Source organism: Luteibacter sp. NPDC031894 (assembly GCF_050273135.1).
GTDB lineage: Bacteria > Pseudomonadota > Gammaproteobacteria > Xanthomonadales > Rhodanobacteraceae > Luteibacter.
On sequence record NZ_JBNNMV010000005.1, the window covers coordinates 69,340 to 85,217 of the forward strand.

At 66.9% G+C, this 15,878-nt stretch carries 11 protein-coding genes and 1 riboswitch; of the genes, 7 read left to right on the forward strand and 4 right to left on the reverse strand.

What is annotated here, in order from left to right; translation table 11 throughout:
- Positions 1–8 precede the first annotated feature (8 nt).
- From ACQKIE_RS13975 to ACQKIE_RS13985, 3 genes are all read left to right on the forward strand, one after another.
- Positions 9–1,187: a XylR family transcriptional regulator gene (locus ACQKIE_RS13975; protein WP_427460090.1), complete on the forward strand. Its 1,179-nt coding sequence runs from the start codon at positions 9–11 to the stop codon at positions 1,185–1,187.
- 23 nt (positions 1,188–1,210) lie between these two features.
- Positions 1,211–2,254 (forward strand): aldose epimerase family protein, encoded by a 1,044-nt coding sequence (locus ACQKIE_RS13980; RefSeq protein WP_427460092.1) that lies wholly within the window; start codon positions 1,211–1,213, stop codon positions 2,252–2,254.
- A gap of 70 nt (positions 2,255–2,324) precedes the next feature.
- Positions 2,325–4,193: an ATP-binding cassette domain-containing protein gene (locus ACQKIE_RS13985; RefSeq protein WP_427460094.1), complete on the forward strand. Its 1,869-nt coding sequence runs from the start codon at positions 2,325–2,327 to the stop codon at positions 4,191–4,193.
- Between the two features lie 35 nt (positions 4,194–4,228).
- On the opposite strand, the gene ppc is transcribed toward ACQKIE_RS13985, so the two are convergent.
- The gene (ppc, locus tag ACQKIE_RS13990; RefSeq protein WP_427460096.1) at positions 4,229–6,934 is read right to left on the reverse strand and encodes a phosphoenolpyruvate carboxylase; all 2,706 of its coding nucleotides are present in this window, start codon (positions 6,932–6,934) and stop codon (positions 4,229–4,231) included.
- A 95-nt stretch (positions 6,935–7,029) separates the two neighbouring features.
- A riboswitch (S-adenosyl-L-homocysteine riboswitch) is annotated at positions 7,030–7,110 on the forward strand.
- An 18-nt stretch (positions 7,111–7,128) separates the two neighbouring features.
- Between ppc and ahcY the strand changes: the two genes are divergently transcribed.
- The 4 genes from ahcY (at position 7,129) to ACQKIE_RS14010 (ending at position 11,079) form a co-directional block, all read left to right on the forward strand.
- A complete protein-coding gene (gene ahcY / locus ACQKIE_RS13995) occupies positions 7,129–8,559 on the forward strand; it encodes an adenosylhomocysteinase (protein ID WP_427460098.1) in 1,431 nt (476 codons plus the stop codon).
- A 120-nt stretch (positions 8,560–8,679) separates the two neighbouring features.
- Positions 8,680–9,510, forward strand: coding sequence for a methylenetetrahydrofolate reductase [NAD(P)H] (gene metF / locus ACQKIE_RS14000; protein WP_427460100.1), 831 nt, complete (start codon positions 8,680–8,682; stop codon positions 9,508–9,510).
- Between the two features lie 63 nt (positions 9,511–9,573).
- Positions 9,574–10,068: a DUF4124 domain-containing protein gene (locus ACQKIE_RS14005; RefSeq protein WP_427460102.1), complete on the forward strand. Its 495-nt coding sequence runs from the start codon at positions 9,574–9,576 to the stop codon at positions 10,066–10,068.
- A gap of 93 nt (positions 10,069–10,161) precedes the next feature.
- Positions 10,162–11,079, forward strand: a complete 918-nt coding sequence (locus tag ACQKIE_RS14010) for a branched-chain amino acid transaminase (RefSeq protein ID WP_427460104.1) — start codon at positions 10,162–10,164, stop codon at positions 11,077–11,079.
- Positions 11,080–11,120: 41 nt separating this feature from the next.
- Here the strand turns inward: ACQKIE_RS14010 and ACQKIE_RS14015 are convergent, their stop codons facing one another.
- Genes ACQKIE_RS14015 through ACQKIE_RS14025 form a run of 3 tightly spaced genes read right to left on the reverse strand, consistent with a single transcriptional unit; the run spans position 11,121 to position 15,832 of the window.
- Positions 11,121–11,996: a hypothetical protein gene (locus ACQKIE_RS14015; protein WP_427460106.1), complete on the reverse strand. Its 876-nt coding sequence runs from the start codon at positions 11,994–11,996 to the stop codon at positions 11,121–11,123.
- Positions 11,997–12,008: 12 nt separating this feature from the next.
- Entirely contained in the window at positions 12,009–13,523 is a 1,515-nt protein-coding gene (locus ACQKIE_RS14020; RefSeq protein ID WP_427460108.1) for an esterase-like activity of phytase family protein, read from the reverse strand.
- On the reverse strand, positions 13,523–15,832 hold the full coding sequence (locus ACQKIE_RS14025; RefSeq protein WP_427460497.1) for a TonB-dependent receptor: 2,310 nt from the start codon (positions 15,830–15,832) through the stop codon (positions 13,523–13,525). The genes ACQKIE_RS14020 and ACQKIE_RS14025 overlap by 1 nt, the downstream gene beginning before the upstream one ends.
- Between the last annotated feature and the right edge of the window lie 46 nt (positions 15,833–15,878).

Here is a 15,878-nt window from a genome sequence, read left to right on the forward strand (position 1 = left end):
GGAAGACCATGACTCCGCACCGTATCGCCCTGCTGTTCAACGCCAACAAGGTGTATGACCGCCAGGTGATCGCCGGCATCGGTCACTACCTGAACAGCACGCGCGTGGAATGGGACCTCTTCATGGAAGAGGATTTCCGCAGCCGCATGCGCGACATCCGCCAGTTCAAGGGCGATGGCGTCATCGCCGACTTCGACGATCCGGAAGCGCCCGACGCGTTGCGCGACCTGCACATACCGGTGGTCGCGGTGGGTGGCTCGTACCATGACTCGTCGGCGTACCCGGCCGGCATCCCGTATATCGCCACCGACAACGCGCGCCTCGTCCGTCTCGCCTACGACCACCTCATCGAGCAGGGCCTGGGCCGCTTCGCCTTCTACGGCCTCCCGGCACATCCCGGGAGCCGGTGGGCACAGGAGCGCGAGCAGGCCTTCCTTGCCATCGTCGAAGAAGAAGCGGTGGAAGCCACGGTCTACCAAGGCTCGCCCACCAGCGCCGGCGGATGGGGCGAGGCGGTGGAGGAGCTCGTCGCGTGGCTGACCGCCCTGCCCAAGCCCGTCGGCATCATCGCCACGACCGACGCCCGCGCGCGCCAGCTCCTGCAAGCCTGCGTGATCGGCGACCTCGCCGTGCCCGAGCAGATCGCCATCGTCGGCATCGACAACGATCCCATGGCCCAGCTGCTCAGCCGCATTCCCCTCACCTCGGTGATCCAGGGCGCGGAAGAAATGGGACGCACGGCGGCGCACGTCTTGCACCAGATGCTTCGCGGCGTGGATTGTTCGGGCACGCGCGTGCTGGTGCCACCGGTGGGCATCAACGTGCAGGTGTCGAGTCGCTACCAGCCGATGCGCAGCCCGCATGTGATGCGTGCCAGCCATTACATCCGCCAGTACGGCTGCCTCGGCATCAAGACGGAACAGGTCGCGGACTACGTGGGCGTGTCGCGCACCGTGCTGGAGGAACACTTCAAGCGGGAGCTGAAGCAGACCGTGCACCAGGTGATCCTCAAGCACAAGCTCGACACCGCATGCGACCTGATCGTGCATACGGATACGCCGCTCGCCGACATTGCACTGCGCTGCGGTTTCACCTCCTTGCAATACATGTATGCGGTATTCCGGCGCGAGTACGATTGCACCCCACGCCAGTACCTCGACAACCATCGGACGACGGGGGCGACGTGATCGCCATCCGTCCGGAACGCTCCATGCCCGTATCCCAAGCCACTGCCTGGGGCCATATGCCCGACGGCCGCCCGTTGCATCGTTGGACGTTGCGCAATGCGAGTGGCGCGCAGGTCGAGATCAGCGACCTCGGCGGCACCCTGCTCTCCTGGCAGACACCCGACCGCCAGGGCCGCCTGGGCGAGGTCCTGCTGGGCCATGCGGACGCACGGCAGTACCTGGACTCCAACGCATACATGGGCGGCATCGTCGGTCGTTGGGCCAATCGCATCCGCGGCGGCCGGTTCCGTCTCGACGGCATCGATTACAAGGTCGATCGCAACGACGGTGGCAATCACCTGCACGGTGGCAACGACGGTTTCCACCGGCAGCGCTGGGACGTTGAACCGGAGGGCGACCACCTCCTCCTCTGGCTCGTCTCGCCGGAGGGCGACGGGGGCTTCCCCGGCGAGGTGCGCGTCGAACTTCAACTGCGGCTCGAAGACGACGGCACGCTGGACCTCCGGTATGCCGCCACGAGCGACGCCCCGACGCCGCTGAGCCTCACCGCGCATCCGTACTTCAACCTCAACGACCGGCGGCCGGACATCCGCGACCACCTGATCCGGATCGAGGCCGAGGCCTTCCTCGCCATCGACGCGGGCGCGATACCCATCGGGCGGCAGCACGTGGCGGGCACCGCCTTCGACTTCCGCGAGGCGGCACCGATCGGCTCGCGCCTGCATTGGCCGGATCCGCAACTCCGGCTCGTCGGCGGTTTCGATCACTGTTATGTCCCCCTAGGGGAAGCGGGCGCCGAGCCGCGGGTGGTCGCCGTCGTCACCGAGCCCTCCAGCGGCCGCCGTCTCACTGTCGAGAGCGATCGTCCGGGCCTGCAGTTCTACAGCGGCCAGAAACTCACCGGTCAGCCGGGACGGCACGGAGACGTTTATGGCCCGTTTGCGGGGTTCGCCCTGGAAACCCAGGCGTTCCCGGACCAGGTGAACGGACCGGACGCGGCGTCGGCGATCCTGCGGCCCGGCACGGTCTGGCGCCAGCACACGCGCTATCGGGTCGACACGGCATAGCACCCCCTGTACGAGCCGCTATAGCGGCTCCTACAGGAAGCGGCATCCGGCAAGCAGGTACAATGGGCGGATGTCGCTTATCCAACTGCTCAACGTCGACTTCAGCGTCGGCGGCCCGCTCCTGCTCGAACAGGTCGACCTCTCCCTCGATACCGGCGAGCGCGTGTGCATCGTCGGGCGCAACGGTGCCGGCAAGTCCACGCTGCTGAAGCTCATCGCGGGCGAACTGCACCCTGACGACGGCGAGATCCGCCTGCAGGGCGGCACCCGTATCGCGCGGCTGACCCAGGAAGTCCCACAGGACACGGCAGGCAGCGTCTTCGACGTCGTCGCCGACGGCCTCGGCGAACTCGGGCACCTGCTCGCGCGCTACCACCACCTGCTCGACGAAGGCGACATGGATGGCCTGGGCGACGTGCAGGCGCAGATCGAGGCGCAGAACGCGTGGGACCTCGACTCCCGTGTGCAGCAGGTGATCGAACGCCTGGAACTGCCCGCACACACGGATTTCTCCGAACTGTCCGGGGGCATGAAGCGCCGCGTGTTGCTCGGCCAGGCCCTGGTGCGCGACCCGAACCTGCTCTTGCTCGACGAACCGACCAACCACCTCGACATCGAGGCGATCGCCTGGCTGGAAGGCTTCCTCAAGGGCTTCGCCGGCAGCATCGTCTTCATCACCCATGACCGCAGCTTCCTGCGCGCACTGGCGACGCGGATCGTCGAGATCGACCGCGGCGCGGTCACCAGCTGGCCAGGCGATTACGACAACTACCTGCGCCGCCGCGAGGAACGCCTGCATGCCGAGGCCCAGGCGAACGCGCATTTCGACCGCAAGCTCGCCCAGGAAGAAGTGTGGATTCGCCAGGGCATCAAGGCGCGGCGGACGCGCAACGAGGGCCGTGTGCGCGCGCTGAAGGCGATGCGACGCGAGCGGTCGGAGCGTCGCGAGCAATCCGGCAACGCACGCATCACCCTGGCCACGGCGCAGTCGTCGGGGCGCAAGGTGATCGAGGCGAAGCACGTCACCCAGGCGTATGGCGGTCGTACGCTGCTGCACGACTTGTCGACCACCATCATGCGCGGCGACCGGGTCGGCATCATGGGACCCAATGGCGCCGGCAAGTCGACCCTGCTGAAGATCCTGCTCGGCGAACTGAAGCCGCAGGAAGGCGAGGTCACGCTGGGCACCGGGCTCGAGGTCGCGTATTTCGACCAGCACCGTTCCGTGCTCGACGACCGGCTGAACGCGTTGGACAACGTGGCCGAAGGCCGCGAGTACATCGAACTGAACGGCCAGCGGAAGCACATCATCGGCTACCTGCAGGATTTCCTGTTCTCGCCCGAGCGCGCCCGCGCGCCGATCACGCGCCTCTCCGGCGGCGAGCGCAATCGCCTGCTGCTGGCGAAGCTGTTCGCCCAACCGTCCAACCTGCTCGTCATGGACGAGCCGACCAACGACCTCGACGTCGAGACGCTGGAGCTCCTCGAGGAGCTGCTCAACGAGTACACCGGCACGCTGCTGCTGGTCTCGCACGATCGCGACTTCATCGATAACGTCGTGACCAGCACCCTGGTGCTGGAAGGCGACGGCGTCGTGGGCGAATACATCGGCGGCTACAGCGACTGGCTGAGACAGAAGCCCGTGGCGCAGCCCGCGAAGCAGGCACCAGCGAAAAATGCCTCCGCCTCGGCCCCCGTGGCGTCCGCGCCCGCCGCGCCGAAGAAGAAGCTTTCCTTCAAGGAACAGCGCGAACTCGAACTGCTACCCGCCAAACTGGAACAGCTGGAAGCCGAGATCGCCAGGCGCACCGAAGCGATGAACGCACCGGGCTATTTCCAGCAGGACGCCGCGACGATCACACGCGGCAACGAGGAACTGGCGAAGGTGCAGGCGGAACTGGAAACGGCATTCGCGCGCTGGGAAGAGCTGGAAGGCTGATCGCGAGCACCCTTCGCCGCTGAAGCGGCGAAACGCTAGCCGGTATTCTGCAACCCCTGCGACACGCCATTCACGCAAGCGACCAACGCAGCGAGCAGGGCATCGTCCTTGCCGCCGGTCGCGCGCCAGCGGCGCAGCAAATCGACCTGCAGCAGGCTCATCGGATCGACGTACGGATTCCGCAGGCGAATCGACGTCGCCAGCCGCGGATCGCCCGCCAGCAGTTCCCTCGCCCCCTTCAACTTCAACACCCAACGCACCGTCCGCTCGAACTCGTCACGCAGCATCGGGAAGAAGCGGTCGTGCAACGGCCCGGCGAGCCGGGAGAAGGCCTCGGCGATATCGATGTCGGCCTTGGCAAGCACCATCTCGACATCGTCGAGCATCGTGGAGAAGAACGGCCAGTCCCGCGCCATGTTCACGAGTGTCTGCTCCCCGCAATCCTTGGCGACGGCATCCAGCGCCGCGCCTAGCCCATACCAACCGGTAAGGACCGCGCGGCACTGCGTCCACGAGAAGACCCACGGAATCGCACGAAGGTCTTCGACCCCCTTCATGCTGCGCCGACGTGCGGGTCGTGAGCCGAGCGTCATACGTTCGATGACGTCGATGGGCGTCGCCCCACGGAAGTAGTCGACGAAGCCCTCGGTATCGACGAAAGCGCGATACGCCTTGCGGCTCTCGTCCGAGAGCCGCGCCATCGTCTCTTTCCATGCCTGCTCGCGTGCCTCGCTGTCGCGCGGCCGCAGCGAAGCACGCATCACCGCGCCCAGCGTCTGTTCGAGGTTGCGCACCGCGAGCGCACGGATACCGTACTTCCGGTGGATGACCTCGCCCTGTTCCGTCACGCGCAGCACGCCGCCGACGGATCCGCGCGGCGACGCCATCAAGGCCGGCGTGATGCGGGAACCGCCTCGACTGGCCGAGCCGCCGCGGCCGTGGAAGAACGCCACGCGGATGCCTGCTTCCGCGGCCACCTCGAGCAGTTCCACCTGGGCTCGCTGCAAGCTCCACTTCGACGCGACCGTGCCGCCGTCCTTGCCGCTGTCGGAATAGCCGAGCATCACCCACTGACGGTCGCCGCGCGCCTTTAGGTGAGCTCGATAGACGGGATCGTCGAGCAGCGTGCGCAGGGTTTCCGCGCCGCCCGCGAGGTCGTCGATTGTCTCGAAAAGCGGAGCGACATCCAGGGGGACGCCACCGTCGTGCAACAGGCCGCCGTGGCGAGCGAGCGCCAGCACGGCAAGCACATCCGCCGCCGATTCCGCCATGCTGATGATGTAGAGGCCCGTTGCCTCGTGCCCGTAGCGCTTGCGCGAATCGGCGAGCGTGGCGAACACGTCGCGCAGCATCGTCGCGGCCTCGTTGCCGGTGCCCGCGTCGAAGCTGCGCTCCCCGGACGCGTAGGGGCGAAGGGTGCCGGCCCGCGACGCGGCATCGCGGTTCGCCCACTCGCCATCGTCGAGCAGCGCACCCAGCGCTTCGTCGTGGACGCGTGCGTCCTGGCGAACATCCAGGCGCGCGAGGTGGAAACCAAACGTACGCGCGCGCCAGAGCAACCGCCCCACGGCGTACGCACCCGCGTGCCGCCCGCCATGCGCCAGCAGGCTGTCCTCGACGAGGACGATATCGTCGATGAATTCATCGGCGCAGGCGTAGCGGCCATCATGATCGCGAAGGGTGGCGTCCAGGCGTTCGGCGACGAGGGTGAGGAAACCGCGATAAGGCATGTCCGCATGCCGCGGCCGGATGCGCGCCACGGCCTCGGGAAAACGTTCGCGGTACGCGACGATGCGCTGGCGCAGCGCATCGTCGAGCTCCACGCGATCCTCCGTCTGGCTGAGCAGGCGACCCAGCGCGCCCACGTCCTCCATGTATCGCTCCAGGACGAGCGAACGCTGGGCGGAGAGGGTCGCCGCGATGGTCTCGGCGTTGACGTTGGGATTGCCGTCCATGTCGCCGCCCACCCAGGTGGCGAAACGAAGGAGGCGCGGAATCGCGATGCCTTCGCCGAAGGTGTCGGCGAGCGCCTGCTGCAGCGCTTCGTACAACGCGGGCAACACGCGGTAGATCGGTTGCGCGATGTAGAAACCCACGTGGTCGAACTCGTCCTGCACGCTCGGACGCACCGGCGACGCCTCGGCGGTCTGCCAGCCGGCCGACAACGCCATGAGGATGCGCGCGTCGTCGTCGCGGCGCTCCTGCGGCGTGCGGCTCGGGTCGAACTCGTCGACCAGCGCGCGGACGATCTCCTGCTCCTTTTCGAGCAGCGAACGGCGCACGGCTTCGGTCGGGTGGGCGGTGAACACGGGTTCCACGTCGAGCTGCCCGAGCAGGCGACCCAGCTCGTCCCGGTCCACGCCTTCCTCCTTCAGCCGGGCGAGCACGGCGGCCAGGGATTCCGGCTGCGGCGCCCCGCCCTCGCGCTGGTAATCGCGGCGGCGGCGGATCCGGTGCACGCGCTCGGCGGTGTTCACCGCCTGGAAGTACGTGGCGAAGGCGCGCGCCAGCGCCTCGGCGTCGGCCGCGTCCAGGCCGGTCAGGGAATCCGCCAGGGCATCCACCGACGCGCCGCTGCGGCGCCGATGGATCGCCGCGGTACGCACGTGCTCCACCCGCTCGAAGAAGCCCTGGCCGCCCTGCTCCGCCAGCATCTGGCCGACCAGCGCCCCAAGGCGGCGCACGTCCTCGCGCAGGGGACCGTCGTGGGGCAGGAATTCGGGGTCTCGTGCGGCTTCCATCGGGTTCTCTCGGCGAGGGGGAGCCACGAGAGTACCGCACGAGGGTGATTCATCCGTGCATCCGGATTCCGCGATATAATGATCGGACCGTTTTGCCCGCCGAGGGGCGCTGCGACCATGGGATCACCCATAGGCCAGGCTCGGCGCGGCGTCCCACCGAACGGCGCCCCCGTGAATTTCCGGAGCTACGCCAGATGAACGCCGTCACCAAAGACACATCTTTCACTGATTTCAAGGTCCGCGATATCTCGCAGGCCGACCTCGGCCGCCGCCGCATCCGCATGGCGGAAGAGGAAATGCCGGGCCTCATGCAGATCCGCGCGCGCTACGCCAAGGAGCAGCCGCTCAAGGGCGTGCGCCTCTCCGGCTCGCTGCACGTCACCAAGGAAACCGCCGTGCTCGCGGAGACCCTCCGCGAACTGGGCGCTTCCGTGCGCTGGGCTTCGTGCAACATCTTCTCGACCCAGGACGACGTCGCCGCCGCACTGGCCGCCGGCGGCCTGCCGGTGTTCGCCTGGAAGGGCGAGTCGCTGGAGGAATACTGGGAGTGCACCCTGGACATGCTCACCCACCCGGGCGAGCTCGGTCCGCAGCTGATCGTCGACGACGGCGGCGACGCCACGCTCTTCATCCATAAGGGCGTCGAGCTCGAAGACGGCAGCGACTGGGTCAACACCCCGAGCGGCAATCACGAAGAGCAGGTCATCAAGGACCTGGTCAAGAAGACCGCCGCCGCGCGTCCGGGCTGGTTCAAGAAGATCGCCGCGGAATGGAAGGGCGTGTCCGAGGAAACCACCACCGGCGTGCATCGTCTCTACCAGCTCGCCGAAGCCGGCAAGCTGCTGGTGCCGGCCATCAACGTCAACGACTCGGTCACCAAGAGCAAGTTCGACAACCTCTACGGTTGCCGCGAGTCGCTGGCCGACGGCATCAAGCGCGCGACCGACCTGATGGTCGCCGGCAAGGTCGCCGTGGTCTGCGGTTACGGCGACGTGGGCAAGGGTTGCGCGCACTCGCTGAAGGGCTTCGGCGCGCGCGTCATCGTGACCGAAATCGATCCGATCAACGCCCTGCAGGCCGCGATGGAAGGCTTCCAGGTCACCACGATTGAGGAAACCCTCGGCACTGGCGACATCTACGTCACCACCACGGGCAACAAGGACATCATCACGCTCGAGCACATGGCGGCGATGAAGAACAACGCCCTGGTCTGCAACATCGGCCACTTCGACAACGAGATCCAGATCGACCGCCTCAACGCGGCGAAGGACGTCACCCGCGAGACCATCAAGCCGCAGGTCGACCGCTACACCTTCGCTTCGGGCCGCAGCATCTACATGCTCGCGGAAGGGCGCCTGGTGAACCTCGGCTGCGCCCATGGCCATCCGAGCTTCGTGATGTCGAACAGCTTCTCGAACCAGACGCTTGCGCAGATCGACCTGTGGACGAACAAGGACACGTACGAGAAGACGGTCTACCGTCTGCCGAAGAAGCTCGACGAGGAAGTCGCCCGCCTGCACCTCGAGCAGATCGGCGTGAAGCTCACCGTGCTGACCAAGGAACAGGCGGACTACATCGGCGTGCCGGTGGAAGGTCCGTACAAGGCTGACCACTACCGTTATTGATCGCTGGTCCGCGAACGAAAAAGGCGCCCTGGTGGCGCCTTTTTCATGTCGGGATGCACAGCCATCTTTCCATCTGGATGGAAAGATATCTATACTGCGGGCGTCCAGACGAGAGCGCCCATGCCCGCCATCAGCTTCGAGTTCTTCCCGCCCAAGACCGACGAGCAGCGCGAACAGCTCGATGCCGCCGTCGGCCGGCTCAAGGGTCACGCACCGGAGTACGTGTCCGTCACCTTCGGCGCGGGCGGCTCCACGCTCAGCTATACCGACGAAACCGTGCGGCGCCTGCGGGCCGACCACGGCCTTTCCGTGGCGCCGCACCTGTCGTGCATGGGTGGCACGCGCGCCGAGATCGCCGCCCTCCTCGATACCTACAAGGACTCCGGCTGCCGGCGCATCGTCGCCCTTCGCGGCGACCTCCCCTCGGGCATGGCCACGCCGGGCGACTTCCGTTACGCGTCGGAACTGGTCGCCTTCATTCGCGAGCACAGTGGCGACCACTTCCATATCGAGGTCGCCGCGTACCCCGAGACGCATCCGCAGGCGGAGAACGCGCTCGTCGACCTGCGCCACTTCAAGGCCAAGGTGGACGCGGGCGCCAATGGCGCCATCACGCAATACTTCTTCAACCCGGACGCCTACTTCCGCTTCGTCGACGATGTGGCGAAGCTCGGGGTCCGCGTGCCGATCGTCCCCGGCATCATGCCGATCGCCAATTTCAGCCAGTTGCGACGCTTCTCCGAACAGTGCGGTGCGGAGATCCCGCGCTGGATCGTGAAGCGCATGCAGGCGCACGGGGACGACGCTGCCGCCGTGCGCGAACTCGGTGCCGACGTGGTGGCGGACCTGTGCCGCCGCCTGTTGGACGGCGGTGCGCCCGGCCTGCACTTCTATACGATCAACCGTGCCCGGGCGACGACGTCGGTGCTGGAGCGCCTCGCCGCGCGGTAACGTGCGCGCCGTCACCCCTCGGAGATGGGGCGACGGGGATGATGGCGCACCGCCAGCCACCGCGTGCCATCCGTGATCCGCGCCATCGTCCTGCTGCTCCTCCTGTTCGTCGCCTTGCCCGCCGCCGCGCAGACGGCGATCTATCGCTGCGTCGGTGCCGACGGAAGCCCGGTCTTCAGCGACCAGCCGTGCGCGAACCTGGGCGCGACCTCGCTGCTGCCGGTGGCAGCGAGGTCGGCCGCCGGACCGACCGCGGGCCTGCTTTGCGCGAAGGACATGGCGGAGCTACGCGACGGACTGGCCCAGGCCTTCGCCGCGCGCAGCGCCAACCGTGTCGGCGGCCTGATCTTGTGGAACGGTTACGGAAGCGCGAGTGCCGTGGACAACCTGCGGGCGATGGAAGCGCTGGTTCGCCGGCCGCTGGTATCCCTCGAAGGCAATGAGGGCGCCGGGATCGACGCCGTGACCTCCATGCCGGGCGCAGACGGCGCCACCCGCCGCGCCCATTTCGCCGTCGTCCGCGACTCCGGCTGCCTATGGCTGAGGCCACCGGGCTAAGGCGGCGAGCCATCCGCAGGCGCACTGACGCAACGCGCCATGTGGCCCGGGGCGGCACCCGTTATCATGGGCGGTCCCCTCCGGAGCGCTCCCATGTCGCAGAACTACCCCGAATGGATCTGGCAGAACGGCCAGATCAAGCCGTGGCGCGAAGCCACCGTCCACGTGATGGCGCATGCGCTGCACTACGGTTCGTCGGTGTTCGAAGGCATTCGCAGCTATGAAACGCCTGATGGCGCCGCGATCTTCCGCCTGACCGACCACCTGAAGCGGCTCTACCTCTCCGCCAAGATCTACGACATCGAGATTCCGTACTCGGTGGACGAACTGGCCGACGCCTGCCGCGAGGTGATCAAGAAGAACGACCTCCGGGCCGCTTACCTTCGGCCGGTGGCCTTCCGCGGCCTGGGTGGTTTCGGCCTCTCCGCCGATTGCCCCACCGACACGGCCGTGGCGACCTGGCCCATGGGGCCGTACCTCGGACCCGAGGCACTGGAGAACGGCATCGACGCCTGCGTTTCCAGCTGGCAGCGCTTCGCGCCGAACACGATTCCGGCGGGCGCGAAGGCCGGCGGCAATTACCTCTCTGGCCAGCTGATCGCACGCGAGGCACGCCGCCTCGGCTTTGGCGAGGGCATCGCCCTGGCATCCACGGGCCTGCTTAGCGAAGGCGCGGGCGAGAACCTGTTCCTGGTCTTCGACGGCGCACTGCACACCACGCCCGCCAGTGCCTCCATCCTCACCGGCATCACGCGGCACACGTTGATGTGCCTCGCGCGCGAGGAAGGCATCGAGGTGGTCGAGCGCGACCTGCCGCGCGAATACCTCTACCTCGCCGACGAGATCCTGATGTGCGGCACCGCGGCGGAAGTCACCCCGATCCGCTCGGTGGACGGCAAGAAGATTGGCACCGGAAAGGCGGGCCCCATCACCCGCCGCCTGCAGGAGCTGTACTTCGGCCTGTTCAACGGCAAGACGGCCGACCGCTGGGGCTGGCTCGAGCCGCTCTGACACCGTTGCAGGAGCCGCCATGGCGGCTCCTGCAGTCGGGTTTAGTTGCAGAAGCCGTTCGGATAGGCCGTCGAACGATAGGCGTACAGCCAGCTCGTCTTGCCGCCGTCGTTCGCGATGTTCCAGCCATTGCCGATGGAGCCGATGGCTTTGTTGAGCACCTGCGAGCGATTGAGCACCGGCGTCGTGAAGTAGTTGTCCTCGTCGGCTTCGACGCGGAACGAGAGTTCGGCCAGCGCGGGCGCGGCGGCACCATTGACGTACCACAGCGTGAGGGTGAACTCGGCCACCGATTCGCCGATGTCCGATTCGGGGCCGTCGTATTCCTGCTGCGTGACCGTGACACCCGCCACCGGAGACAGCCCGGCGCTGGAGATGTCCGAGAGTGCCGATGCTCCCGGGAACTGCTTGATCAGCGCCGCGACCGTCGTGGGCGTGGTGGTCGCATCCTGCTTGGTTGAGTGCGCGAGCACGAGGTTGCCGGGCGTCACGTCCGTTTCGAGCTTCGTTTCCTTGTTCTTGCCCGCACCGCTGACGTCGGTCCAATACGACAGTTCCTCGTCCGGATGGCGGAACTTGAACTGGATGTCCGCGTGGTCGCCGGCACGCGTGCGAACCGAGTAACCGCGATTCATCAGCGTGCAGCTGTGCGGCGTGTCGTAATAGGCAAGCGTGTCGCGATCGCCCGCGCTGAAGTTGCCGGTGACGGTCTTGTCGAAGCCGAGCGTCGACAAGCGCGCGGATACGTCGTGCAGGAGCGTGGCGGCGGCGCTGGAGGGGTTGCTGGCAAAGCGCGTGGCGTCCAGCAGCACCTTGTACTCCTTGCTGTCGACATAGGCCGGCGAATTGGCGTGGCTGGCCGTCGCACCCAGAAGCAGGGTGGCGGACAGCAGGGAGAGAACCGTACGTTTCAGCATGCGCATGACCCTTCAGTGGTGGTGGGAAGCGGTGGTGGAACGCGCGACCGGCAGGCTCAGCCGGTACACGAGGATGCGGTTGTCGTTGTCGAAGGCCGAATCGCAGCGCTTGCCGTCCATGACGCAATGCCTTGCGATGAAATCGTTGTCGTTGCCGACGAGCAGGAACCAATCGTCGGGGTGGCCGGGGTCGAGCGCCGGCACGAGGTCCATGGCCTCCCATTTCTCCGAGAGAAGCGCCTTCCCCTTGGCGTGCGGGTCGAGCGACAGGCCGACGCGGGCGAGGTCCGCCGGGTCGAGCAGGTTGACCAAGGGGACCCAGGTCGCCGTGACGATGCCGGAGCGCAGCTCGCCACCATCCCCCCGTAGCGACGCCGTGCCATGCTCGTACGCCGTGCCCGCGAGATTCGTCGCACCGGAGGTGTCGACCAGCAGCACGCTCTTGAACACGATCGGCTTGCCGCCTTCCGCGCCCAGTCCGGCGCCATCGCGCGCCAGCATGAGGAACCTCCGATCGTCGAGGACACGGATCTCGCTCTGCGCCGCTGTTCGGTTCGCCGCGCTGCGCACGCCGTCGGCATCATACGCGGGGAGGCGAACCACGTAGTGCGCCATCGGCCGCCGGGGTGTCGCGTCGCGGCTCACGTCGTAGACGAGCACGCGCGTCAGCGTGCGGCCCGCGGCGTCGCCGGGTTTCGTGTCCTGTATGAGCGCACTCTGGAGCACGACGAAGAGCCGCGTTCCATCGGGCGACAAGGCCATGCCCTCCACGCCCTGGTTGTTGCGACGCCCGCTCGCCGGAGGGCGCAGCGACGTGAAATCCGGCTTGCCGCCGGCATCCAGCGGACGCACCGCGCGCGGCGGCACGATCACCCCGGTCAACCCGCCGTCCTTGTCGAACCGATAGACGTTGGCGGCGTACTCGTCCCCGACATAGAAGGCGCCATCGCGGGTGAACTGCAGCGACTCGGCATCGAGCGATATCTTCCCCGCACCGGCACCTCCCACCGGCGACGGAAGGACGATGCCCCGCTCGCTGCGCGTCCCGGTGCCCGGGTCCGCGCCCGTGAATGGCCTTCCACGGAAGTCGCGAAGCTCGCGGCCACCGTCCGGCGTAAGAACGACCCGCGCCGCCTCACCCGCTTCGTCAGCCATCGTCATCCGGAAACGGAACCGGTGCAGTCGCCCTTTGTAGTCGAAGAACAGCCCGTGCTCCGGATCGTTGCGACCGCGATCCGGCAGCGTCCAAAGCACACCGGTATACGTATCGCCGTCCCGCCTCCACGTTCCTGGCTCGATCATCAGCGAGGAGAACGAGCCCAGCGTGTCGCCAAGGAAATCGATCGTGCCGGCCGGCAGCGAGCCGGCTGCGACCAGTCCCTTGTCCACATAGGTGGCGCCGCCCGCCTCCACCGCCCGCGGCAGCGGCGTGGCGGTGATGTCCGGCACGAGCACCACGCCATGCTGCGCGGCGGCCGTGCTCCCGAACAGGAAGAGGACGGCGAGGCCGGCAAGCGGACGCAGCATCAGAAGCGCACGTCGAGCGTGGCGAAGTACTGGCGCGGCGCGGACGCGTGGAACACGTACGCGGTGCCGGCCGGATCGCTGGGTACGAAGGCGCTGGAATCGAAGTTGCTGGCGTAGCGTTTGTCGCCGAGGTTCGTCACGTTGAGCGAAAGGCGGACGTCCTTGGCCACCGACACCGGACCGAAGTCGTAGCCGCCGGAGAGGCCCCACACCGTGAAGCCACCGAAACCCTGGTCGTTCGTGTAGGTGTAGAAGCGCTTGCCCGTGTACTTGCCACGCAGCGACGCGAACCACGGACCTTCGGACCAATCGATCTGCGTGGCGAACAGCTTGGTGGGCGTATCCGTCTGGATCTTGCCCTTCGTGTGCTGGACCGTGCCGGCTTGCACGTAGTCGCTGGCATAGGTGGAGCGGTTGTACGACGCCGAGTTGTACCAGCGCAGGTGGTCCGTCGGCGTCCACACGAAGGTGAGCTCGACACCGTGACTGTCGACGCCGCCGACGTTGTAGAAGCGGTTACCGCAAGCGGGGCCCACCGGCTGGCGGGAGTCGCAGGGGTTGTACTGCAGGAGGCGGTTGTCGAAGCGAACCTTGTACACCGCGAGCGACGCGGCGACCGGGCCGGTCTCAATGCGATAGCCGGCTTCGAGGCTGCGCGACTTCTCCGGCTTCAGGTCGCCCTGCGTATCCCAGGTCGCCTGGCTGACCGCCTGCGGACCGAGCTTGAAACCGCCCTGGAACATGGCGATGTTCTTCGCGAAGCTCGCGAACGCCTCTTGGCCGTCCGCGATGCGATAGCGCACGCCGAACTGCGGAAGGATGGCTTTGCTCGCGCTGAGCTTGCCGCTGGCGAACTGGTTGTTCGACGTCGGCTTGATCGGCTGTACGGCGTCACCCGGAAGCGCGGTGGCCTGCGACGTCACGTGCGGGCTCTTCACTCCCACGTCGACAGTAAGGGCGTCGTCAAGGAAGCGGATGGTGTCCTGCAGGAAAGCCTGACGCGTGTTCCATACGGTGCGCTGGTCGAAAACACCGAGGTCCGGCGTGGTATCGATGGGTCCGCTGAGGTCGCGAGGCCCGGTGACGTAACTGCTGTAGCGAGCGGCACTGGACACGTTGTGCTCGTACCACACGCCGCTTTCGACGTGCTGGTTACCCACGTCCCACGAGGCCGACAGGATCGCGCCGGACCGGTTGATCGTATACAGCGTGTTACGGAAGATGATCGGCAACTGCCGCGTCGTGCCCGGATAGGAGTACGTGCCGCTGTTCCAGTTATGGCCCTCGCCCGCATCCTCGTGGTGGTACACCTGCGCGTGGATCGTCACCGCATCGCTGGGAAAGAAGTCGCCAGCGAGGTAGTAGAGGTCGTCGCTGCGGAGGATCTGTCCGGCGGTGAACGCGCCATCCGCGTCCTTGTCGGCACCACTGCTGTCGCAAAGCTTCGCGTTGAACGTACCCGCGTTGCAGTACGCCTTGCCGACCGCGCGCTGCCAGTTCGGTGCATAGCCGCCCCAGTCCCAACCGAGGCCACGGGCGAGTTCGCTCTTCGAGAGGTAGAAGTAATCGGCCTGTGACGTCCTCGACGTGTCGGCGAATCCGGTGATGCGGCCACCGTCGAAGTCCCACACGGCCTTGCCATTGAACTGCTTCGTGGTCGAGCCGCTGTAAGCGTCCTGGTGGTTGAACAGGTCGGACGTGGTGCGAGCGCCCGACAGGTACATCGAGAAGCCATGGTATTCGCCCGTATCGAATCGGGCGAAGGTGCGCCGGTTGTTGTCGCTACCGAAGCTCTGTACGACGCGACCGCCCATGGTCTTCGCCGGATCGTTCGACGCGTAGGCGATGGTGCCGCCCAGGTTGCTGGTGGACGGTGTACCGAGGTTCCCGATGCCTTCCGAAAGCTCTGCGCCAGCGAAGTTCTCGGAAATCAACGCGCGGTTGATCGTGAGGCCGTTGTAATTGTTGTAGGCACTGTCACCCAGCGGCATGCCGTCGAGCGTATAGCCGAGGCGCGTGCCGCTGAAGCCGCGCAGGCTTAGCGTCATCGACTGCTCGTTGCTGCCCAGCGCGTCCACCGACTGTGCGTTCACACCCGGCAAGGTGTTGAGGGCCTTTTGCAGGCTGGTTCCCGGCGGCAGCACCTTCTGGTCGGCGGGACGCAAGCGCTGCACCTGCCGCGTTTCGCCGCTGCCGATGACCGAGACGGCATCGAGGTCTTGCGCCTTCGCGCGGTTGGCCGCGGCGGGATCGGTGTCGGACGTGGGAACGGTGTTATCGGTCGCCCACGCGACGGACGCGAAGGCCATGCCGAGGGCGGCGGCCAGAACGGTCTGCTTGAACAAGAGGCGATGT